The sequence below is a fragment of the Roseivivax sp. THAF197b genome (assembly GCF_009363255.1).
Lineage (GTDB): Bacteria > Pseudomonadota > Alphaproteobacteria > Rhodobacterales > Rhodobacteraceae > Roseivivax.
Genome location: NZ_CP045318.1, coordinates 560,869 through 581,701 on the forward strand (window position 1 = coordinate 560,869; position 20,833 = coordinate 581,701).

21 protein-coding genes are annotated in these 20,833 nt (G+C 65.4%); 11 read left to right on the forward strand and 10 right to left on the reverse strand.

The features are described 5' to 3' along the window. Positions 1-74 precede the first annotated feature (74 nt). From FIV09_RS02865 to FIV09_RS02875, 3 genes are all read right to left on the reverse strand, one after another. Positions 75-761, reverse strand: a complete 687-nt coding sequence (locus FIV09_RS02865; protein WP_152448574.1) for an imm11 family protein — start codon at positions 759-761, stop codon at positions 75-77. 421 nt (positions 762-1,182) lie between these two features. Further along, positions 1,183-2,757 (reverse strand): 2-isopropylmalate synthase, encoded by a 1,575-nt coding sequence (locus FIV09_RS02870; RefSeq protein ID WP_152448575.1) that lies wholly within the window; start codon positions 2,755-2,757, stop codon positions 1,183-1,185. Positions 2,758-3,086: 329 nt separating this feature from the next. Next, complete coding sequence (locus FIV09_RS02875) at positions 3,087-4,115, reverse strand: fatty acid desaturase (protein ID WP_152448576.1); 1,029 nt, start codon at positions 4,113-4,115, stop codon at positions 3,087-3,089. 514 nt (positions 4,116-4,629) lie between these two features. On the opposite strand from FIV09_RS02875, the gene FIV09_RS02880 reads away from it, so the two are divergent. From FIV09_RS02880 to rpmB, 5 genes are all read left to right on the forward strand, one after another. Next, the gene (locus tag FIV09_RS02880; protein WP_152448577.1) at positions 4,630-5,811 is read left to right on the forward strand and encodes an aspartate aminotransferase family protein; all 1,182 of its coding nucleotides are present in this window, start codon (positions 4,630-4,632) and stop codon (positions 5,809-5,811) included. Positions 5,812-5,870: 59 nt separating this feature from the next. Further along, positions 5,871-6,797: an ornithine carbamoyltransferase gene (gene argF / locus FIV09_RS02885; RefSeq protein ID WP_152448578.1), complete on the forward strand. Its 927-nt coding sequence runs from the start codon at positions 5,871-5,873 to the stop codon at positions 6,795-6,797. A 43-nt stretch (positions 6,798-6,840) separates the two neighbouring features. Next, positions 6,841-9,276 (forward strand): ATP-dependent helicase HrpB, encoded by a 2,436-nt coding sequence (gene hrpB, locus FIV09_RS02890; protein WP_152452313.1) that lies wholly within the window; start codon positions 6,841-6,843, stop codon positions 9,274-9,276. Between the two features lie 172 nt (positions 9,277-9,448). Continuing rightward, positions 9,449-10,459, forward strand: a complete 1,011-nt coding sequence (gene meaB, locus FIV09_RS02895; protein ID WP_152448579.1) for a methylmalonyl Co-A mutase-associated GTPase MeaB — start codon at positions 9,449-9,451, stop codon at positions 10,457-10,459. 131 nt (positions 10,460-10,590) lie between these two features. After that, the gene (gene rpmB, locus FIV09_RS02900) at positions 10,591-10,881 is read left to right on the forward strand and encodes a 50S ribosomal protein L28 (protein WP_152448580.1); all 291 of its coding nucleotides are present in this window, start codon (positions 10,591-10,593) and stop codon (positions 10,879-10,881) included. A 117-nt stretch (positions 10,882-10,998) separates the two neighbouring features. Here the strand turns inward: rpmB and FIV09_RS02905 are convergent, their stop codons facing one another. Continuing rightward, positions 10,999-11,775: a DUF2189 domain-containing protein gene (locus tag FIV09_RS02905; RefSeq protein ID WP_254702297.1), complete on the reverse strand. Its 777-nt coding sequence runs from the start codon at positions 11,773-11,775 to the stop codon at positions 10,999-11,001. A gap of 40 nt (positions 11,776-11,815) precedes the next feature. On the opposite strand from FIV09_RS02905, the gene FIV09_RS02910 reads away from it, so the two are divergent. Next, positions 11,816-12,292 carry a hypothetical protein gene (locus tag FIV09_RS02910; RefSeq protein WP_152455166.1) on the forward strand — a complete coding sequence of 159 codons (477 nt, stop codon included), beginning with the start codon at positions 11,816-11,818 and terminating at the stop codon, positions 12,290-12,292. Between the two features lie 39 nt (positions 12,293-12,331). Next, entirely contained in the window at positions 12,332-12,856 is a 525-nt protein-coding gene (locus FIV09_RS02915) for a copper chaperone PCu(A)C (RefSeq protein WP_152448583.1), read from the forward strand. Positions 12,857-12,864: 8 nt separating this feature from the next. Here the strand turns inward: FIV09_RS02915 and FIV09_RS02920 are convergent, their stop codons facing one another. Then, positions 12,865-13,560 (reverse strand): NAD-dependent deacylase, encoded by a 696-nt coding sequence (locus tag FIV09_RS02920; RefSeq protein WP_152448584.1) that lies wholly within the window; start codon positions 13,558-13,560, stop codon positions 12,865-12,867. A 56-nt stretch (positions 13,561-13,616) separates the two neighbouring features. On the opposite strand from FIV09_RS02920, the gene FIV09_RS02925 reads away from it, so the two are divergent. Then, a complete protein-coding gene (locus tag FIV09_RS02925; RefSeq protein ID WP_152448585.1) occupies positions 13,617-14,090 on the forward strand; it encodes a low molecular weight protein-tyrosine-phosphatase in 474 nt (157 codons plus the stop codon). On the opposite strand, the gene FIV09_RS02930 is transcribed toward FIV09_RS02925, so the two are convergent. Next, positions 14,087-14,428: a hypothetical protein gene (locus FIV09_RS02930; RefSeq protein WP_152448586.1), complete on the reverse strand. Its 342-nt coding sequence runs from the start codon at positions 14,426-14,428 to the stop codon at positions 14,087-14,089. The genes FIV09_RS02925 and FIV09_RS02930 overlap by 4 nt on opposite strands. Before the next feature lie 408 nt (positions 14,429-14,836). Continuing rightward, positions 14,837-16,642 carry a translation elongation factor 4 gene (gene lepA / locus FIV09_RS02935; RefSeq protein WP_152448587.1) on the reverse strand — a complete coding sequence of 602 codons (1,806 nt, stop codon included), beginning with the start codon at positions 16,640-16,642 and terminating at the stop codon, positions 14,837-14,839. A 105-nt stretch (positions 16,643-16,747) separates the two neighbouring features. Between lepA and FIV09_RS02940 the strand changes: the two genes are divergently transcribed. Then, on the forward strand, positions 16,748-17,041 hold the full coding sequence (locus tag FIV09_RS02940; RefSeq protein ID WP_152448588.1) for an acylphosphatase: 294 nt from the start codon (positions 16,748-16,750) through the stop codon (positions 17,039-17,041). Between the two features lie 87 nt (positions 17,042-17,128). Beyond that, positions 17,129-17,488 carry a hypothetical protein gene (locus FIV09_RS02945; RefSeq protein WP_152448589.1) on the forward strand — a complete coding sequence of 120 codons (360 nt, stop codon included), beginning with the start codon at positions 17,129-17,131 and terminating at the stop codon, positions 17,486-17,488. Positions 17,489-17,495: 7 nt separating this feature from the next. Here FIV09_RS02945 and FIV09_RS02950 read toward each other — a convergent pair whose 3' ends face one another. Further along, positions 17,496-18,260, reverse strand: coding sequence for an alpha/beta fold hydrolase (locus tag FIV09_RS02950; protein WP_152448590.1), 765 nt, complete (start codon positions 18,258-18,260; stop codon positions 17,496-17,498). A 76-nt stretch (positions 18,261-18,336) separates the two neighbouring features. Here FIV09_RS02950 and FIV09_RS02955 point away from each other — a divergent pair, with 76 nt between their 5' ends. Continuing rightward, a complete protein-coding gene (locus FIV09_RS02955) occupies positions 18,337-18,711 on the forward strand; it encodes a hypothetical protein (RefSeq protein ID WP_152448591.1) in 375 nt (124 codons plus the stop codon). Positions 18,712-18,772: 61 nt separating this feature from the next. Here FIV09_RS02955 and FIV09_RS02960 read toward each other — a convergent pair whose 3' ends face one another. Both FIV09_RS02960 and glyA read right to left on the reverse strand, forming a co-directional pair. Further along, the gene (locus FIV09_RS02960; protein WP_152448592.1) at positions 18,773-19,177 is read right to left on the reverse strand and encodes a cupin domain-containing protein; all 405 of its coding nucleotides are present in this window, start codon (positions 19,175-19,177) and stop codon (positions 18,773-18,775) included. A gap of 198 nt (positions 19,178-19,375) precedes the next feature. Further along, positions 19,376-20,671, reverse strand: a complete 1,296-nt coding sequence (gene glyA, locus FIV09_RS02965; protein WP_152448593.1) for a serine hydroxymethyltransferase — start codon at positions 20,669-20,671, stop codon at positions 19,376-19,378. Between the last annotated feature and the right edge of the window lie 162 nt (positions 20,672-20,833).

The following is a 20,833-nucleotide window of genomic DNA, read 5'->3' on the forward strand; positions in this document are numbered from 1 at the left end:
CGCCCTTGGCCGCTTCGGCAAAACGGGAGCGCATGAAACGGACCTTCGGTGTTTTGCGCAATCACCGCGTAGACCTAGCGTTCGCTCCAAACCGATTGAGCGCTGAAGCCAGTGATTTGAGCCGCAATCATTTTCTCATGAAGGCTGTCGGACAGGAATGGATAGCCACGATCAAAGCGAAAATCGACCCACGCAGCCATGCCTTCGATCTTTGGCTTCGACAGGATAAGATGCTCCTTGGTCCACGGCTTGGGCGCTGACTTGAAACTCCATCGGTGATTTCCATCCACTGGCCCGGACACGCTTTCCAGTGCCTCTGAACTGGGGTCGATCGCATCAATTCGGCGAAACACATCCCAATGCCAATAGGGCGTTCCGTAGGGTTCGCCGCTTTTGGTTTTTATCTCGACGGCAAAGAATTGAAACCCTTGTCCCGCAGGCTCCTCCTCTTCGATCAGTGCCTTCAGTCGATCACTTACCAAATGCCCGGCGGGGGAATGGTGGATGTAATCCGGCAGGTCATCGCCCTTTGTCAGCTTCAGCTGTTTGACCATCAGATGTTCGGGTATGGGCCGCTCGATAGCTGAGTGCCAAAAGGGGTGTTTCCCTTGGGCCATCACGCGTTTCCGGTCTTCTCGCTTCCACGCCTTTTGCTGGTCCCGCAGCCGGGTAGTCGCCTCGATATTTGCCTCGGTCGCACATTCCAGAGTGTAGGTATCGTAAAAGCGCCCGCCCCATTCTCGATCCAATACAATCGCCATATCGGGCCTACCCCTTGTTTGACCAATTACGCCTCGGTGGTTGAATGGAGATGTTTCGGCATCTGCAAATCCACCGACCGGATAATCATTAACTAAAGCCTAGGCGCTCCGCCGTTCGAAACGTGGTTCATTCTTCTGAGCGGCCTGACCGTACCGGCTCGCGAACTCGAAGAAAACGCATTTTCTCAGTAGGTTCTGCCAAGGCAGCGCATCTGGCCGTGTTGGTTCTGTCATACGCTCCGCCCAATTCCGTGCGCGTGCGGTCGGTCATCAGCCCGAGCATCGCGGACGTTTTCATCCGCGCCGTCAGTGTCGACCCCGCTGCACGTCTTCGTCGCGAAGGGACGGAGCTTTCGGTGCCGCACCGTTCAGCCCGCAAGCACCCGCAAAGAACGGGGGGCGACATGCGCCCCCCGACCCGTCAGCTCACATCCTTGTAGCTGATCTCTTTCGCGTCCGATCCGGGCCCGGCCTTGTCGCGGCGGACCAGAAGCCGGTTAAGGGCATTCACATAGGCCTTGGCGGACGCCACCACCGTATCGGTATCCGCCGACTGGCCCGTGGCGATCATGCCGTCCTCTTCGAGACGCACCGACACGGTCGCTTGCGCGTCGGTGCCTTCCGTCACGGCGTTCACCTGGTAAAGCTGCAGCCGCGCGGTGTTGGGGTGAAGCTGGCGCACGGCCTTGAAGGTCGCATCGACCGGCCCGTCGCCCTGACAGGTGGCGGAGACGTCGCGGCCGTCGATCTCCATCTCCAGCTCCGCCGTGGCAGGGCCGCCCGTGCCGCATTGCACCGAGAGGTTCACGATGGTGAGCCGGTCCTGCTGGCCATCCGACGCCGTCGCGGTGACGAGCGCGAGGATATCCTCGTCATAGACCTCCTTCTTGCGGTCGGCGAGGTCCTTGAAGCGCACGAAGACGTCCTTGAGCTGGTTGTCCCCGAGCTCCACGCCCAGCTGCCGCAGCTTGTCGCGGAGCGCGGCACGCCCCGAATGCTTGCCCATCACGAGGTTGGTGGCGGCAAGGCCCACATCCTCGGGGCGCATGATCTCGAAGGTCTCGGCGTTCTTGAGCATGCCGTCCTGGTGGATGCCGCTCTCATGCGCGAAGGCGTTCTTGCCGACGATGGCCTTGTTGAACTGCACCGGGAAGCCGGACACCGTCGCGACGCGGCGCGAGATATGCATGATCTTGCGGCTATCGACGCCGGTCTCGTAGGGCATGATGTCGGAGCGGGTCTTGAGCGCCATCACGACCTCTTCGAGCGCGGTATTGCCCGCCCGCTCGCCAAGCCCGTTGATCGTGCATTCGATCTGCCGTGCGCCACCCTCGACCGCGGCCAGCGCGTTGGCCGTCGCCATGCCGAGATCGTTGTGACAATGGGTGGCGAAGATCACATCCTCCGCGCCAGGCACTTCCGCGATCAGCCGCCGGATCAGGTCCGCGCTTTCCACGGGCGCGGTATAGCCCACCGTATCGGGGATGTTGATCGTCGTGGCCCCTGCCTTGATCGCGATCTCGACGACGCGGGCGAGGTAATCCCATTCGGTCCGCGTCGCATCCATCGGCGACCATTGCACGTTGTCGCAGAGATTGCGGGCGTGGGTCACCGTCTCGTGGATGCGCTCGGCCATCTCGTCCTGGGTGAGGTTCGGGATGGCGCGGTGCAGGGGCGAGGTGCCGATGAAGGTATGGATGCGCGGGCGGTTTGCGTGGCGGACGGCTTCCCAGCAGCGGTCGATATCCGGCAGCTGCGCGCGGGCGAGGCCGCAGATCACCGCGTTCTTCGAGCGCTCCGCGATCTCGGAGACGGCGCGGAAATCGCCCTCGGAGGCGATGGGGAAGCCCGCCTCGATGATGTCGACGCCCATATCGTCGAGGAGCTCCGCGATCTCGAGCTTCTCGGCATGAGTCATGGTCGCGCCGGGGGATTGCTCACCGTCGCGGAGCGTGGTGTCGAAGATCCACACGCGGTCTTTATCGGTCGTGGTCATGGTCTGTCTCTCGGATTGTGTCTGCTTGGGGCTTGATCGGCGCGGGTCCCTGTCTCCTCTGAGCGGTCGCGCCGGTCAAGGCACGCTCAGAGGCGGGTAAGCAGAAGGAGCAGGCCAAGCGGACGCAGGCCCGAAGCGGGCAGCGTCACGAAAGGGATATGGCCGGTCGGTGTCATGGAGCCGGACTATACCCATGGGCGAGGGGAAGGGAAGGGGGAACTTTGGAGGACACTTTCGCGGTTGAGCAGGCTTTCCGACCCACGCCGCGATGGATGACGTCCCCGCAGAAGTGCGCGGAGAGGTCTTCGGTAAAGGAGAGCAGAAAGCCCTTAGCCGAGTTTCGCCTGATCAAAAGGGACAAGACGTCGGGCATCCTCGTCCCAGAGATGCAGCCGCACGCTGTGCAGGCTTTCGCGGATCGTCATGCGATTGCTGTCGTTCAGTTCCTTGTGGTCGCGCAGAACTTCCGGCAGCCGATAGAACGGAATGCGGCTGTAAAGGTGATGCACGTGGTGCACGCCGATATTCGCGCTGATCCATTGCAGAACCGGCGGCAGGACGTAGTGCGAGCTGCCCTCAAGCGCGGCATCGTGCAGCTGCCAATCCTCGTCTTCGTTCCAATGCGTGGTCTCGAACTGGTGCTGGACGTAGAACAGCCAGACCCCGGCCGTGGCGGCCAGCAGGGTCGACGGCAGGAAGATCAGCAACACCGGCACAAGGCCGCCGAAATACAGGATCAGCCCGACCCACAGGAAGATCGCAACGTTCGTGCACATCGCGCTGAACCAGAAGGTGGCGCTGCCCATCAATCCCCAGGGGATCCGGTTCTGGATGAAGAACAGATAGCCGGGGCCGAGGCAGAACAGGGTGATCGGGTTGCGATAGAGCCGATACAACAACCGATTGAGCGGCGTCTCGTCGCGATATTCCGCGACGGTCATGGTGTGAATGTCGCCGATACCGCGCCGTCCCAGGTTGCCAGCCGCACTGTGATGGATGGAATGGCAACGCCGCCAGACGTCGTAGGGCGTCAAGGTCAGGACGCCCAGAACCCGTCCGGTCCAGTCACTGACGGTTCGGCTGTGAAAGAATGCACCGTGGCCGCAATCGTGCTGGATCGCGAAGAGACGCAGCAGAAAGCCCGCGTTCGCCAGGGACAGCGCCAGCGTCAGCCAGTAGCTGATCGACATCGCCCACCAGGCAAGCGCCCACAGGATCACGAAGGGCCCAAGGGTCACGGCCAGCTCGAACCAGCTGCGCGCGGCGTCGGGTTCGCGATATTTTGCGAGGACACGCGCCCACTCTTTGGAGGAACGGATCTCTTCGCGCTGAAGAACAGCTTCGGATTGGTCGAGCATTGCCTGCTTTCTTTTGGCCTGTCCCGACCTGTTATTGGAGCGGGGCGTGTTTCGCAAAGGCGTATTGAGATCGGAGCGTAAGCCTTTCGGCTATATTCTTATTTTGTTGTTTTTTAACAGGTCTTTGAGCGAAGTCCGTCGATTAGCGAATTTATGGTCGCCTGACATGTCTTCATTTATCGACGTGCGCGGACCCGCAATTGGCCACGGGCGCTGCGTTCGCGGGCTGAAAGATCGATGCCTGATATGCCTGATTTCCTGGAATAGTCGCAGGTGGTTCGATGAAGAGTCGGCGGGCTCAGTGCGCATCACGCGCCTCTTGCCAGGCAGCGCGCCGGTCGGTAGAGCAACCGCATGACGACCATGCACGATATCCGACGAGGCGCCTGAGCCTCGATCCGCGCTGCAGCAATGTAGCGCAAATTCCGTATATCTTTCCGTCATACATCCCGAAAACTTGACTTGGCTCGGTGCCCTTGGCACCTCTTGGCCTTCCGTTCTCAAGGAGACGATCATGATCCCGTCCGTCCTTCCGACCTATAACCGTGCGCCCCTCTCCTTCGTCAAAGGCGAGGGCAGCTGGCTCATCGAGGCGGATGGTCGACGCTTTCTCGATCTGGGTGCGGGCATCGCAGTGAATGCGCTGGGCCACGCGCATCCGGCGCTCGTTGAGGCGTTGAGCGAGCAGGCGCACAGCCTCTGGCATGTCTCCAACCTCTACCGGATCCCGCAACAGCAGGCGCTGGCGGATGCGCTGGTGGCGCATACGTTTGCCGATACGGTTTTCTTCACCAATTCCGGGACGGAAAGCTGCGAGCTCGCGGTGAAGATGGCGCGGAAGTATTGGTACGATAAGGGCGCGCCGGAGCGGACCGAGATCGTGGCCTTCTCGGGCAGCTTCCACGGGCGTTCTTCGGCGGGGATCGCCGCAGCCGGATCCGAGAAGATGACCAAGGGGTTCGGGCCGCTCCTGCCGGGCTTCACGCATCTCGAATTCGGCGATCACGACGCGTTGCGCGCCGCCGTCACGGACAGAACCGCCGCCGTGCTGCTGGAGCCCGTCCAGGGCGAGGGCGGTATTCGCCCCGTGCCGGATCACTGCCTGAAGGGTCTGCGCGAGCTTTGCGATGAGACGGGCGCGCTTCTTATCTTCGACGAGGTGCAATGCGGGATGGGCCGGTCTGGCAAGCTTTTCGCCCATGAATGGGCGGGGATCGCCCCGGATATCATGATGGTCGCAAAGGGCATCGGCGGGGGCTTCCCGCTGGGCGCGGTGCTGGCCTCTGAGGCGGCCGCGTCGGGCATGGTCGCGGGCACGCATGGCTCGACCTATGGCGGCAACCCGCTGGCCTGTGCCGTGGGGCTGAAAGTCATGGAGATCGTGGCCGATCCGGCCTTCCTCGACGATGTGAACCGTCGCGCGGCGCTTTTGCGGCAGCGGCTCGAGGGGCTGGTGGCCGCGCATCCCGACGTCTTCGAGGGCGTGCGCGGGTCCGGATTCATGCTCGGTCTCAAGTGTCATGCGGCGAACACGGATATCGTGAGTGCCGGGATCGCCGAGGGCGTGCTGACCGTGCCTGCTGCCGACAACGTGGTGCGCCTGTTGCCGCCGCTCACGCTCAGCGAAGACGAGATCGCGGAGGCGGTGCAGCGCCTCGATCGTGCGGCCCTGTCGCTCGAGACCGAAACCGCCTGACCCTGTTAGTCCCGGCCGCGCCTGCGACGGCGCCCGGCCCATTGCGAAAAGCCAAGTTCATGAACCATTTCCTCGACATCCACAAAACCGACCCCGCCGATCTGCGGGGCATGATCGACGCCGCACGCAGCATCAAGACCGCGCGGAACGGCGCGCCCAAGGCCACGCCCGATGCGGAGCAGCCGCTTGCGGGTCACATGGTTGCGCTGATCTTCGAGAAGCCGTCGACGCGGACGCGGGTCTCCTTCGACGTGGGCGTGCGCCAGATGGGCGGCGAGACCATGGTGCTGTCTGGCGGCGATCTGCAGCTGGGTCACGGCGAGACCATCGCCGACACGGCGCGCGTGCTGTCGCGCTTCGTCGATCTGATCATGATCCGGACCTTCGATGAAAGCGTGCTGACCGAGATGGCGGAATTCGCCAGCGTGCCCGTCATCAACGGGCTGACCGACCGCACCCATCCCTGCCAGATCATGGCCGACATCCTGACCTTCGAGGAGCATCGCGGTCCCATCGCAGGCAAGAAAGTGGTCTGGTCGGGCGACGGCAACAATGTCTGCGCCTCGTGGCTGCATGCGGCGGCGCAGTTCGGGTTCGACTTCACCTTCACCGGGCCTGTGCAGCTTGATCCGGAGATGGAATTCGTGGGGCTTGCGCGGAACAAGGGCGTCAACGTCACGATCGAGCGCGATCCTCACAAGGCGGTGGAGGGCGCGGATCTCGTGATCACGGACACCTGGGTATCGATGCATGATGCGCAATCGGCGCGCGAGCGGCGGCACAACATGCTGCGGCCCTACCAGGTCAATCGCGACCTGATGGCGGGGGCGAAGTCCGATGCGCTGTTCATGCATTGCCTGCCCGCCCATCGCGAGGAAGAGGTGACCTCGGAGGTCATGGATGGGCCGAATTCGGTCATCTGGGACGAGGCGGAAAACCGGTTGCACGCGCAGAAGGCCATCATGCGGTGGTGCCTCGGGGCGTGAGCAAGGGCAGGATTTTAGATAAAATCCTGCGCGCGTGGCGGTCGTGACGCGCCTGCCCATCGAAGAGGCGATCCCGGATCTGATCGCGGCCCTCCGCGCGCGCAGTCGTGCCGTGTTGCAAGCCCCGCCGGGGGCGGGCAAGACCACCCGCGTGCCGCTGGCAATGCTGGAGGCGGGGCTGACGGATGGCACGATCCTGATGCTCGAGCCGCGCAGGTTGGCGGCACGCGCGGCGGCCGAACGCATGGCCGAGACGCTGGGCGAGCCGGTCGGGCAGACGGTGGGCTACCGCATTCGCGGCGAGGCGAAAGTGGGGCGCGCGACGCGGATCGAGGTCGTGACCGAGGGGATCCTGACCCGCCGGTTGCAATCGGACCCGGAACTCGTGGGAGTTGGCGCGGTGCTTTTCGACGAATTCCATGAACGCTCGCTCAATTCCGATCTGGGATTGGCCCTGTGCCTCGAAGTGGCCGACGCGCTGCGCGACGACCTGATCCTGTTGCCGATGTCCGCGACGCTCGATGCGGGGCCGGTGGCGGCGCTGATGGAGGCGCCCGTGGTGACCTCGGAAGGGCGCAGCTATCCGGTCGAGACGCGCTGGCGCAGCGCCCCCGTGCCGAAGGGCCAGCGGCTGGAGGATGCGGTGGTCGAAACGGTGCTGTCCGTGCTGGACGAGACGACGGGCGGCATGTTGGTCTTCCTGCCGGGGGAGGGGGAAATCCGGCGCGTGGAGGCGCGCCTGAAGGGGCGGCTGCCGGGCGATTTCGTGATCCGTCCGCTTTTCGGTGCGATGGCCTTTGCCGCACAGCGCGCGGCGATCCGGCCCGAGGCATCGGGGCGCAAGATCGTGCTCGCGACCGCGATCGCGGAGACATCGCTGACCATCGAGGATGTGCGCGTTGTCGTGGATGCGGGTCGGGCGCGGCGGGCGCGGTTCGATCCGGGCTCGGGCATGTCGCGCCTTGTCACCGAGCCTGTCTCCAAGGCGGAGGCGGCGCAGCGCGCAGGCCGCGCGGGCCGGGTCGCGCCGGGGGTTGCGTTCCGGCTCTGGACGAAGGGGGAGGAAGGGGCGCTTCCGGCTTTCCCGCCTGCCGAGATCGAGGTCGCGGATCTTGCAGGGCTGGCACTGGAACTGGCGGTCTGGGGCGCGGGTGTGGAGGATCTGCCCTTCCTGACGCCGCCGGGTCCCGGCGCCTATGCGGAGGCGCAGGCCCTGCTCAGGGATTTGGGCGCGCTTGATACGGAAGGCCGGGTCACGGCCCATGGACGCGAGATGGCGGCGATGCCGCTGCATCCGCGGCTTGCGCATATGTTGGCGCGGGCGGGGGCGGGCTCGGCGCCCCTTGCGGCGCTTCTCGCGGAGCGCGACCCCTTGCGCGGCGCGCAGGTGGATCTGGTGCTGCGGCTCGAGGCGCTGCGCGATCCCAAGGGCTTTGCCGTGCGGCGCGGCGGGGAGGTGCATCGCGGAACAATCGAGCGCGTGCGCGTGGAGGCCAAGCGGCTTGCGCGGCTGGCCCCCGATGATCAGGGCTTGAGCCCCGCGCAGATGGCGGCGCTGGCCTATCCCGACCGGGTGGGTCTGCGCCGCACGGGCGATGCCGCACGCTTCGCGCTCTCGGGCGGCAAGGGCGCCTTCATGGCCGATGACGACCCGTTGGCCGGTGCGCGGCTGATCGTGGCGACGGATCTTGACGGCAATCCGCGCGAGGCGCGCATCCGGCAGGCGATCCGGATCGAGGAGGCCGAATTGCGCGCGGTGTTCGAGGGAGAGATTGCCTGGGTCGAGACCTGCCATTGGTCGAAGCGCGAGGGCCGCGTCGTCGCGCGGCGGCAGGAGAGGCTGGGGGCCATCGCGCTCGACGACCGGGTCTGGAGCGATGCGCCCGAGGAGGCTTTGGCGCGCGCCATGCTGGAGGGCGTGCGCATGCTGGGGCTGCGCCTGCCTGCCAAGGCACAGCGCTTCGTGGCGCGGGTGGAACTGGCCCGTGCGGGCGGACTCGATCTGCCCGCGATGGATGAAGCGGCGCTTCTCGCAGGGCTGGAGGAATGGCTCCTGCCGTTTCTTGGCGGCGTGAGCAGTGCGGAGGATTGGAAGCGGTTCGATCCCTTGCCGGCACTTGAGGCGATGCTCGATTACGGGCAGCGTCAGGCGCTCGACCGCGCCGTGCCGGGCGCGTTCACCACCCCGCTTGGGCGGCGCATCCCCATCGATTATTCCGGCGAGGCGCCCGAGATATCGCTGCGTCTGCAGGAAATGTTCGGGCAGACCACGCATCCGCAGGTCGGAGGCCAGCCCTTGCGGGTCACGCTTCTGTCGCCTGCGGGCCGCCCGGTGCAGACCACGATGGACCTGCCGGGCTTCTGGGAAAGCTCCTATGCGGATGTGCGCAAGGACATGCGCGGGCGTTATCCGAAACATCCCTGGCCCGAGGATCCGCGCGAGGCCGACCCGACGCTCCGGGCCAAGCGGCGGAGCTGAACGGCGCGGTGCCCGCGCCGTGCGAGAGGCGCTGCCTCTCGCGCTCTCCGGAGGTATTTATGGTCCGGTCGTGACAGGGGCGGCGCGCCCTCGTGCGGAGGTGGGACGCGGCGGGTGGACAGCGGGGCGGGGCCGGGTCAGAACGTGGCAAGACCGGGACGAGCGAGGCGGCATGGATATCGAGGCATTGCAGGCGGGCATCCTGAAGGGCGAGCGGCGGGCGCTGGCGCGGGCGATCACGCTCGTGGAAAGCGGCCGGGCGGATCATCGCGGCGACGCGATCGCGCTCCTGCAGGGGCTGAAGGATGCAGATCATGGCCGCGAGGCGATGCGGATCGGCCTGTCGGGCACGCCGGGCGTGGGCAAGTCCACGTTCATCGAGGCGTTCGGGATGATGCTCACGGATCTCGGGCTGAAGGTGGCGGTGCTGGCGGTCGATCCGTCCTCGGCGCGGTCGGGCGGCTCGATCCTGGGCGACAAGACGCGGATGGAGCGGCTGACGCGGGCGCCGGGCGCCTTCATCCGGCCCTCGCCCAGCCAGTCGCATCTGGGCGGCGTCGCGCGGCGTACGCGTGAGGCGATCGAGCTCTGCGAGGCGGCGGATTTCGACGTCATCCTGATCGAGACCGTGGGGGTCGGGCAATCGGAGACGGTGGTTTCGGAATTGTCGGACTTGTTCGTCCTGCTGCTGGCACCTGCGGGCGGGGACGAACTGCAGGGCGTCAAGCGCGGGATCATGGAGATGGCGGATATCATCCTCATCAACAAGGCCGATGGCGAGCTGAAATCCGCAGCCACCCGGACCTGCGCGGATTACGCGGGCGCGCTCAGGCTCTTGCGCAAGCGGCCGCAGGATCCCGAGGGCTTCCCCAAGGCGCTGACCGTCTCGGCTGTTGCCGAAGAGGGGCTGGTGCGCGCCTGGGACGAGATGCAGGCGCTCGCGGCCTGGCGGCGCGATTCGGGTCACTGGGCGGGGCGCCGGGCGCATCAGGCCCGCTACTGGTTCGAAGCGGAGGTGCGCGAGGCACTGCTTTCAACGCTGAAGCGCGAGCCGGTCAAGGGGGCCATGGCGCAGCTCGCGGGGCAGGTCGAGGCGGGGGATCTGACCGCGGCGGCCGCGGCCGAGGAGCTTTTGACCACCTATCTGCAGCGAACGCCGCAGGCGGGCACGGGCGGGACTTGACGCCATGGCGGCACTTGCCTAGAGAGGCGCGACGAGATTCCGGGCGTGGCCAAAAGCGGCGCCCTTTCCCCATTTTGGCGATGGACCCGACCTCAACGGATCATCGCCCTGACATTGACGAGGATGAACCCATGTCGCGCGTGTGCGAACTGACCGGTAAGGGCCCGATGGTTGGCAACAATGTCAGCCACGCCAACAACAAGACCAAGCGGCGTTACCTGCCGAACCTGAACAACGTGACGCTTCAGTCCGAAACGCTGGGCCGCGGCATCAAGCTGCGCATCTCGGCGGCGGCGCTGCGCACGGTCGACCACCGCGGTGGCCTCGACAAGTTCCTCGCGAAGGCCAAGGACACCGAGCTGTCCGCCGCCGCGCTGAAGGTCAAGAAAGAGATCGCGAAGGCGCAGACGGCCGAGGCCTGATTCGCGTCCACGCAGCTGATCGAGACAGCCCCGTGCCTCTGGCCGGGGCTGTTTTGCGTTCTGGGGGCAGGCGGGTTCCGGGGGCAGGCGGGTTCAGGGGGCAGGCGGGTTCCGGGATCAGGCGGGCTGCACCACGCGCCGGTAGAGGTGCCAGCTTGCATGGCCGAGTATCGGCAGGATCACGAGGAGCCCCAGGAAGTAGGGGATGAGCGCCAGGAAGGTGAGCGTCGCGATGATCACCGCCCAGCCCAGCATCACCCCGGGATTGGCCCGCACCGCGCCCACGCTGAGGCGCATCGCGGTCACGAAATCGACCTCCTGGTCCAGAAGCAGGGGCAGGCTGATCGCTGTCAGCGAAAACAGCAGGAAGGCGAAGGCCGCGCCGAAGCCAAGCTCCACCAGGATCATCGTCAGACCCGTGCCGTTGAGATAGGTGGCCAGATCGTCGGGCGGGCCCATCAACGCCGAAGGGCCCATGATCAGCGCAAACAGCATATGCGCGAAGAAGGACCAGAACAGGAAGTAGATCACGATCACCGCGCCCGCCCAGGGGATCTGCCGGGTGCGTTCGTTCCAGATCACGCCCAGAACGCTCGGGAAGCTGAGTGCTTCGCCTTGCTCGAGACGGCGGCTGACCTCGTAGAGGCCGACCGCGAGGAAGGGCGCGATCAGCGGAAACCCCAGGGATAAGGTCAGTGTCCAGGTGAAGAGATCCGCGCCCAGCTGCGCGAGGACGAGGCCCGCCACCACGTAGACGCCCGCGAAAAACAGCCCGTAGAGCGGCGCGCGGCGGAAATCGTGCCAGCCACACCGCAACACGCCGAGCAGATCACCGGGCGAGAGCCGGGCAATGCGCGGCGTGGGGGTCGCCACCAGGTCGGAGCTGTCGGTCACGGAGCATTCCTTTCGCGCGGTCACGGGTCCAAGATGTCGCATGCATCATGCCGCGGCTTTGCGGTGGATCAAACACTGCGTCGCAGGTGTGTGCTTTGGTGTGGCGCATTCCGAAGAGCGCGGCGCATTTGCCGCCTTGCCTGTCCTGCCACAACCGGTAAACCCTCTGACCGTGACCTATCGTGCGCATATCGCGGCCCTGCTGGCCGCCATTCTCGCCCTGGTGAGCGTTGAGCTTGCCATTGCGCGCGGCGCGCCGGCCATTGCCGGGCAGGTCGTGCTTTGCGGTGGGTTGGAGCGGGAAGTCATCACGCTCGATGTGAATGGCGATCCGGTTCGGCACAGCCAGCTTTGCCCCGATGCCGCGACCGCGTTTTTCGCAGCGCCCGTCGCAGCCACCGGCGTCGTGGCGGTGGCGCTGCGCTATTCGAAGCTGCATGTCGACACGGCCATGACATCCCGCGCGCAGGCGGAGCTGCCGCGCGCGCAGGCAAGGGCGCCACCGGTTTCGATCTGACCTCAAACCACAGATCGAAAATCGGGAAAGGACCCCAACATGTTTACCAAAACTGTCTCCGCCAGCCTGCTGGCTCTTGGCCTCATGGCGAGCGCCGCCAATGCCGAAATCATCGTGCGTGACGCCTATATCCGTAGCGCCGCACCGACCGCGCCCACCGGGGCGGCCTTCATGGAACTCGAGAATACAGGCGACAGCCCCATGCGGCTGGTCTCTGCCAGCACCGATATCGCGGCCAAGGTGGAACTGCACGAGCATCGCGAGGATGAGAACGGCATGATGATGATGCGCGAGATCGAAGGCGGGATCGAGATCGCGCCCGGCGAAACGCACCTGCTGAAGCGCGGGGGCGATCACGTCATGATCATGGGCCTCAACATGGAGCTCGTTCAGGGCGAGACCGTGCCGCTGACGCTCGGTTTCGCAGATGGAACGGAACTGCCGCTCGAGATCGAGGTGGACCGCGAACGCAGCCCTGCGCATGGCGGCGGGATGCAGGGCCACGGCAACATGCAGGGCCATGGCGACATGAAATCGCATGACGGCAAGAAGATGTCGTACTGATCGCAGGCTCAGTCGGACAGCAGGCCGTCCACCCATGCGGGGACGGCCGTGCTGGCCGGTCCGGTCAGGGTCTCGTCGAAGAGCGCCGATGCGGAGGTTTCCTCGAGATTGATCTCGAGCGTCGGGATCCCCGCCATGCGCGCTTCTTCGACAAAGCCCGCCGCGGGATAGACGTTGCCGGAAGTTCCGATGGCCACGAAGAGATCCGCCATTCCGAGATGTGCTGCGATGGCGTCCATGTGATGGGGCATCTCGCCGAACCAGACGATATCGGGCCGTGCTGTGGGCCTGTTGCAGGCGGGGCAGGACGCGCCCACCTCCATCGCGCGCGGGGCGTCCCAGCGATGCCCGCAGGCCGCACAGAGCGCGCGGGACAGCTCCCCATGCATGTGGATCACGTCCGCGCCCGCGGCCTCGTGCAGCCCGTCGACATTCTGGGTGACGATCACCACCTCGCCTGCGCATTTAGCTTGCAGCCTTGTCAGTGCAAAATGCGCCGCGTTGGGCGCGGCATCGGCCGCCTGCGCGCGACGGGCGTTGTAAAAGGCGTGCACGCGGGCGGGATCGCGCGCGAAGGCCTCGGGCGTGGCCACGTCCTCGATCCGGTGCTTGGTCCAGAGGCCGTCCTTGTCACGGAACGTCCCGAGCCCGCTTTCGGCGGAAATGCCCGCCCCGGTCAGGATCACGATTTTCTCCGGGCGCATGCTTGCCTCCGTGCCGGGTCTGGCTACCCTTGCCGCGCAATGCACGTGAGGCGCCCATGACCACTTCCATCCTATTCGTCTGTCTTGGCAATATCTGCCGCTCGCCCTCGGCGGAAGGGGTGGTGCGCGCGAAGGCTTCGGCGCGGGGGATGGATCTGCGGCTCGATTCGGCGGGCACCGGCGACTGGCATGTGGGCAAGCCACCCTATCCGCCGATGATCGCGGCGGCTGCTTCGCGCGGCTATGACCTCACGGATCTGCGCGCCCGGCAGGTGAGCCGGGCCGATTTCGACCGGTTCGATCTGATCGTCGCCATGGATGACGAGAACCTGTCCGACCTGCGCGCTCTGCGCCCCGGCTCGGGAGGGGCGGCCCTGATCGGCTTCACGGATGTGGTCGCGGGGGATCATCCGGGGCACGTGCCGGACCCGTATTTCACGCGCGATTTCGATGGCGCGCTCGATCTGGTGGAGCGCGCAGCCGACGGGCTTCTCGACCGGATCGCGGCGGGTGAGGGCTTCGGCGCCTAGAGCCGCACCATGATCGCGACGGTGGCCGCCTCGGCCCATTCCGCGCTGCCGGGGTCCGGCAGGTCCGCGATGTCGCGCAGCACGGTGGCGCGATCAGCGGTCGGGACGGGGGCTGCCCGCCAGAGAGCTTCTTGGACCTCCGTATCCGTCAAAAGCGCGGGACCCGCTGCGATCACCGCGTCCTTCACCCGTGCGCGGCGGGCGCCGTAGACCGCATTTTCTGCGCCGGTGGTGAGCGCTGAGACTGGCAGGAGGAGTGGGTTGCCGAGGTGGTTGGGCTGGGTCGTGCAGGCGGTGACAAGGAGAGAGAGCGCTGACAGACCTAGGTATCTGAACATGAAAAACATAGCACCTTTTGGAAACATGGCCCTGCGCCTTTAGCACGGATTTCTGATTGGCGAGCCGCAGATTGATGCAATGCGGAGCGCAAGCATCTTGCCAGCCGAACAACGCACCCTGAGCGCGGAATCAAGGTCGCTTGCGACCGCCGCGCTCCAGCGCCTGCCTGCCCCGGACGGGCTGGCGCTTCGTCAAGGCTTGCACCTGCGTTCGAACTGCGCGCCGGTTTTGCGTGGATAAAGCGCTTGCGTTCGAGCGGCAGTGCGCCATCCCCCGGGCAGGCGCTTTCGACTGTTCGATATCTGGATAACTACCGGGAAGCGCGCCGCATGCGCTTCATTCAACCGGGGTGGGCACGCGCGTTTTCGTTGAAAACACGCTGTCGCCCACGCGCTTTGAAAATGGACTTAAGAGTCCATTTTCAAAGCGGAAATAAACGCTTCCTGCGGGATCTCGACCTTGCCGAACTGGCGCATCTTCTTCTTACCCGCCTTCTGCTTCTCCAGAAGCTTCTTCTTCCGGGTCGCGTCGCCGCCATAGCACTTCGCGGTCACGTCCTTGCGCATCGCAGACAGCGTCTCGCGCGCGATGACCTTGCCTCCGATGGCCGCCTGGATCGGGATCTTGAACATGTGGCGCGGGATCAGCTCTTTCAGCTTCTCGCACATGGCCCGGCCCCGCATCTCGGCGCGGTCGCGGTGGACCATCATGGCCAAAGCATCCACCGGCTCGTCATTCACCAGGATCGACATCTTCACGAGGTTGTCCTCGCGGTAGCCGATCATCTCGTAATCGAAGGAGGCATAGCCCTTCGTCACCGATTTCAGCCGGTCGTAGAAGTCGAACACCACCTCGTTGAGCGGCAGGTCATAGACCGTCATCGCGCGCCCGCCCACGTAGGTCAGGTCGAGCTGGATGCCGCGCCGCTCCTGGCAGAGCTTCAGCACGTCGCCCAGATATTCGTCGGGCACCATGACGGTCGCCTTGATCCGCGGCTCCTCGATATGGTCGACATAGGTCATGTCGGGCATGTCGGCGGGATTGTGCAGGTCCATCCGCTCGCCGTCCTTCTTGTAGAGGTGATAGATCACCGAAGGGGCGGTCGTGATGAGCTCGATATTGTATTCCCGCTCGAGCCGGTCGCGGATCACCTCGAGGTGCAGCAGCCCGAGGAAGCCGCAACGGAAGCCGAAGCCGAGTGCCGCGGAGGTCTCCATCTCGTAGGTGAAGGAGGCGTCGTTCAGCGCGAGCTTCTCGATCGCGTCGCGCATATCCTCGAAATCGTTCGCATCGACCGGGAAGAGCCCGCAGAACACCACCGGCACCGAGGGTTTGAAGCCCGGCAGCGGCGTTTCGCAGGGCTTTTTCTCATGCGTGATCGTGTCGCCCACGCGGGTGTCGCGGACCTGCTTGATCGAGGCGTTGAGATAGCCGATCTCGCCGGGACCGAGGCTTTTCACGTTGGTCATGGCTGGGCGGTAGACGCCCACATCGTCCACGTCATAGGTGCCGCCCGTCTTCATCATGCGGATGCGGTCGCCCTTCTTCAGGGTGCCGTCGATGATCCGCACGATACAGATGACGCCGAGATATTGGTCGTATTTCGAATCGACCAGCATCGCCTTCAGCGGCTTGTTCGGATCGCCCGCATCGGGCGGCGGCAGCTTCTGCACGATGGCTTCCAGAACGTCCGGAATGCCGACGCCCGTCTTGGCCGAAATGAGGCAGGCCTCTGAGGCGTCGATGCCGATCACGTCCTCGATCTGCTCGCGCACGCGGTCGGGCTCTGCCGCCGGAAGGTCGACCTTGTTCAGCACGGGCACGATTTCGTGGTCGGCCTCGATGGCGGTGTAGACATTGGCGAGCGTCTGCGCCTCGACGCCCTGCGTCGCGTCCACCACCAGAAGCGAGCCTTCGACCGCCTGCATCGAGCGGGCGACCTCGTAGCCGAAATCGACATGGCCGGGCGTGTCGATCAGGTTCAGAACGTAGGTCTCGCCGTCTTTCGCGGGATATTCGATGCGGACGGTGTTGGCCTTGATGGTGATGCCGCGCTCGCGCTCGATATCCATCGCGTCGAGCAATTGCTCCTTCATGTCCCGCTCGGCCACCGTTCCGGTAAGCTGAATGAGCCGGTCGGCCAGGGTGGATTTCCCGTGGTCGATATGGGCGACGATGGAGAAATTGCGGATGCGGGACAGGGGTGTGCTCATGGCTTCGCGATATGACGCGCGCGGCGGGTCCGGTCAAGATGCGGCGGTGGCGCAGGGTGTCGCGTGCGGCTATCTTTTCAAGGCATATTCGGGGTGAGAGGCGCGATGACCGGGAAAACGCGACGGTTCAGGATCGAAGGCCGCGTGCAGGGCGTGGGGTTCCGGGCCTGGACCCAAGGGGAGGCGGAAGCGCGGGGCCTCGCGGGTTGGGTCCGCAACCGCCCCGACGGCACGGTCGAGGCGGTGCTGGGCGGGGCCGAGGACGCGGTCGACGGGATGCAGGACGCGCTGCGGCAGGGGCCGCGTCTCGCGCGCGTCACACGCGTGACCGCCGAGCCCGCGGAGGAGGCGCTGCCCGTGGGAGTCGAGATCCGGCCCACGCCCGCAAGATCTGACTGATCGGTGAATGGACAGTCGCGCCCGCATCGGGCATGATCGGCCAAAATCAAAAGGTCGGGAAAGTCCGGCAGCAGAACGAGCAGAGACATGATCGGCAGCACAAAATCCATCGGCTGCGCCCTCGTGGTCGGCCTGACCCTCGCCGGATGCGGCGGCGGGTCCTATTCATCGTCATCGGCGAATGTCACGCGCTTTGCCACGGGGCCGATCTATTCGGCCTGCATGGCGTCCGATCGCAAGGCCCGCAATCGCGCGCTCTGCGGCTGCGTGCAGGCCTCGGCCGATGCCACGCTATCGGGTGGCGATCAGCGGCGCGCATCGCGGTTCTTCCGGGACCCGCAGGAAGCCCATGACGTGAAATACTCGCAGACGCCGCGCGATGACGCTTTCTGGGACCGCTACGAGAACCTCGTCGACCGCTCCGAACGGTATTGCCGGGGCCTCTAAGGGCGCCTCACGCCTCGGCGGTCAGGAAGGCGCGCAGGGTCGCCTCGAACGCGTCGGGCTTTTCGGCGTGAAGCCAATGCCCCGCATCCGCGATCTTGGCGAAGCGCGCGCGGGGAAACAGCTCCCGGATGGGCTTGCGCATCTCGGGCGTGACGTAGTCGCTTTTCGCACCGGACAGGAAGAGCGTCGGCCCCTCGAACTGCCCCTTGGGGTCGGGCCAGCCCAGGATCTTCGGCATTTCCCGGCCGAGCACGTCGAGGTTCAGAAGCCAGCGCTTCTCCTTCATGTCGAGCGATTGGGTGAAAAAGCTCTGCAGCACCGGATCGTCCACGGAGGCCGCCAGCAGTTTCGCCGCGTCGGAGCGTTTCGCCACCGCACCGAGATCCACCGATTTCATCGCGTCGATATAGCCCGATTGATGATCGTGATCGTAAGCCACGGGCGCCATATCGGCCGAGACGAGCCTCTGCACCAGCTCGGGCCGGGTCAGCGCCAGCATCATCGACGCCTTGCCGCCCATGGAATGACCCACCACATCGACGGGGCGATCGATCTCCTCGATCACCTTGGCAAGGTCGGCAGCCATGTCGTCATAGCCGTGGCTGTCGCCCCAGGGCGAGGCGCCGTGATTTCGCTGATCCACTGCCACCACGTGGCGGATATCCGACAGGCCCCGCGCGATGCGGGTCCAGTTCTTCGCCTGGCCGTAAAGGCCGTGCACGATGACGAGCGGGGGCAGGGCGGGATCGCCGTGGCGGATGGTGTTCAGCATGGGCTCAGGGATAACGCCGCACAGCACCGCGGACCAGTGGCTTTTCTCCGGCAGCGGGGCAGGGTATGGGCCTGCCATGGCCAACGACCCGACCCTTGCCCGTCACTTCACCGAGATCGAGACGCTGCTTGCACAGAAGTTCGGCGCGTCTTCCGGGCGTCTGAATCGCCGTGCGATCAAGGTCGGGCGCAGATTGCCCCGCGCGCAGCGCCGGGATCTGGGGCTCCTGGCCCGCGCGCAGAGCATGGCGGGACATCCCAAGCTGTCGCGCATGATCGACACCCGCAAGACGGAACGCGCGGCGGAAAGACTGCGCGACTGGCTGGGCGCGGTGGATGTGGCCGACCGGCGGAAGGGTCGGGTGCTCGACCTGCTCGGCAGCCTCTCCTTCAACCTGATCTGTCTCGTGGTGCTGCTGATGGTCGTGCTGCGCTGGCGCGGCTTCATCTGACCAGACAGCCGCACGGCCCTCGCGCGGTCCGGTGGCCGTGCATCAACGCTTGCGGATCAGGTCAGTCGCGGGGGCCGTTGTAATCGGCGTCCGAGACAGGCTCCGCCCAATCGGCGGTCTTGCCGTCCTGCGCCTCGCCCAACGCCAGATGCGTCATCGCCACATCGGGCGCCGCCCCGTGCCAATGCCGTTCGCCCGCCTTGAAATAGGCGGTGTCGCCGGGGCGCAGTTCCTGCACCTTGCCGCCCTCGGATTGCGCGAGGCATAGCCCCTCCATCACGAAGAGCGACTGGCCGAAGGGATGCGTGTGCCAGTTTGTGCGCGCGCCGGGCTCGAAGGTGACGATGTAGCCGCGATGGCGCGCGGGCGCCTCCGGGGCGGCGATGATGTCCATGCGGACATTGCCGGTGAAATTCTCGGCCGGGGCGATCTTGCTGGGGCGGGTTCCTGCGCGGGTGATGTCCATGGTCTGTCCTTCCTGTGGTTGGCGGCAGGATGGCAGATCGTGAGCATTGGTAAAGAGGTGCGACAGCTATGGGTCCGCGACGGTGCCCGGGCGGGCCGTGCCTTGGACGGAAGGGCGCCTGGCGCTTGATGAGCCTTGCACGAAAAAAGGGGCGGCCCCGGAAAGGCCGCCCCTTGCTGATGTCACCTGCGGGAGGTCTTAAAGGTCGGGATAGATCGGGAAGCGCGCGCAAAGCGCTTCCACTTCGGCGCGGACCTTGGCCTCGACCTCGGCATTGCCTTCCTCGCCATTGGCGGCAAGACCGTCCACCACCTCGATGATCCAGTCGGCGATCTGGCGGAATTCACCTTCGCCGAAGCCGCGGGTCGTGCCAGCGGGGCTGCCCAGGCGGATACCGGAGGTCACCATCGGCTTTTCCGGATCGAAGGGCACGCCGTTCTTGTTGCAGGTGATATGCGCGCGGCCCAGAGCCTTCTCGGTCGCGTTGCCCTTCACGCCCTTGGGGCGCAGGTCCACGAGCACGACATGGGTGTCGGTGCCGTGGGTCACCGTGTCGAGCCCGCCCTTGATGAGCTGGTCCGAAAGCGCCTGGGCGTTCTTGATTACCTGCTCCTGGTAGGTCTTGAAGCCGGGCGCCAGCGCCTCGCCAAACGCCACGGCCTTGGCGGCGATCACATGCATCAGGGGGCCGCCCTGGATGCCGGGGAAGATCGCGGAGTTGAACTTCTTCGCCAGCGCCTCGTCATCGGTGAGGATCATGCCGCCGCGCGGGCCGCGCAGGGTCTTGTGCGTCGTCGTGGTCGCCGCATGGGCATGCGGGAAGGGCGAGGGGTAGAGCCCTGTCGCCACGAGCCCGGCAAAGTGCGCCATGTCCACCAGAAGGTAGGCGCCGACGGTATCGGCGATCTCGCGCATCTTGGCGAAGTCGATCTGGCGCGGGATGGCCGAGCCGCCTGCGATGATCATCTTCGGCTTATGCTCGGCGGTCAGTTCGGCGATCTGATCGTAGTCGATCTGGTTGTCCTGCTTGCGCACGCCGTATTGCACGGCGTTGAACCACTTGCCCGACTGGTTGGGCTTTGCGCCGTGCGTGAGGTGGCCGCCCGCATCGAGGCTCATGCCGAGGATCGTGTCGCCGGGCTGCAGAAGGGCCGTGAAGACACCCTGGTTCGCCTGGGAGCCGGAATTGGGCTGCACGTTGGCAAAGCCGCAGCCGAAAAGCTCGCAGGCCCGCTTGATGGCCAGTTCTTCGGCCACGTCGACCCAGTCGCAGCCGCCATAGTAGCGGCGGCCCGGATAGCCCTCGGCGTATTTGTTGGTCATCACCGAGCCCTGCGCCTCCATCACGGCGCGGGAGACGATGTTCTCCGAGGCAATGAGTTCGATCTCGTCGCGCTGGCGGCCAAGCTCGCCCTTCATGGCGGCGGCAATCTCGGGGTCGCGGGAGGTGAGGCTTTCGGTGAAGAAACCGGAGTCACGATGGGGCGCGTTCATGGGGCATGTCCTTTCGCGTGAGGGCCGCAACAGGCTGCAGACCTGCATTCCCCGCCCATGTATAGGCAAACGCGCGCCACTCAAAGCCCGGATGCGGCAGTTTGAGACATTATGCCGTCGTCATGACGTCGCGCGCTGGCGCTCGCGGCCCGCATGTGGTTG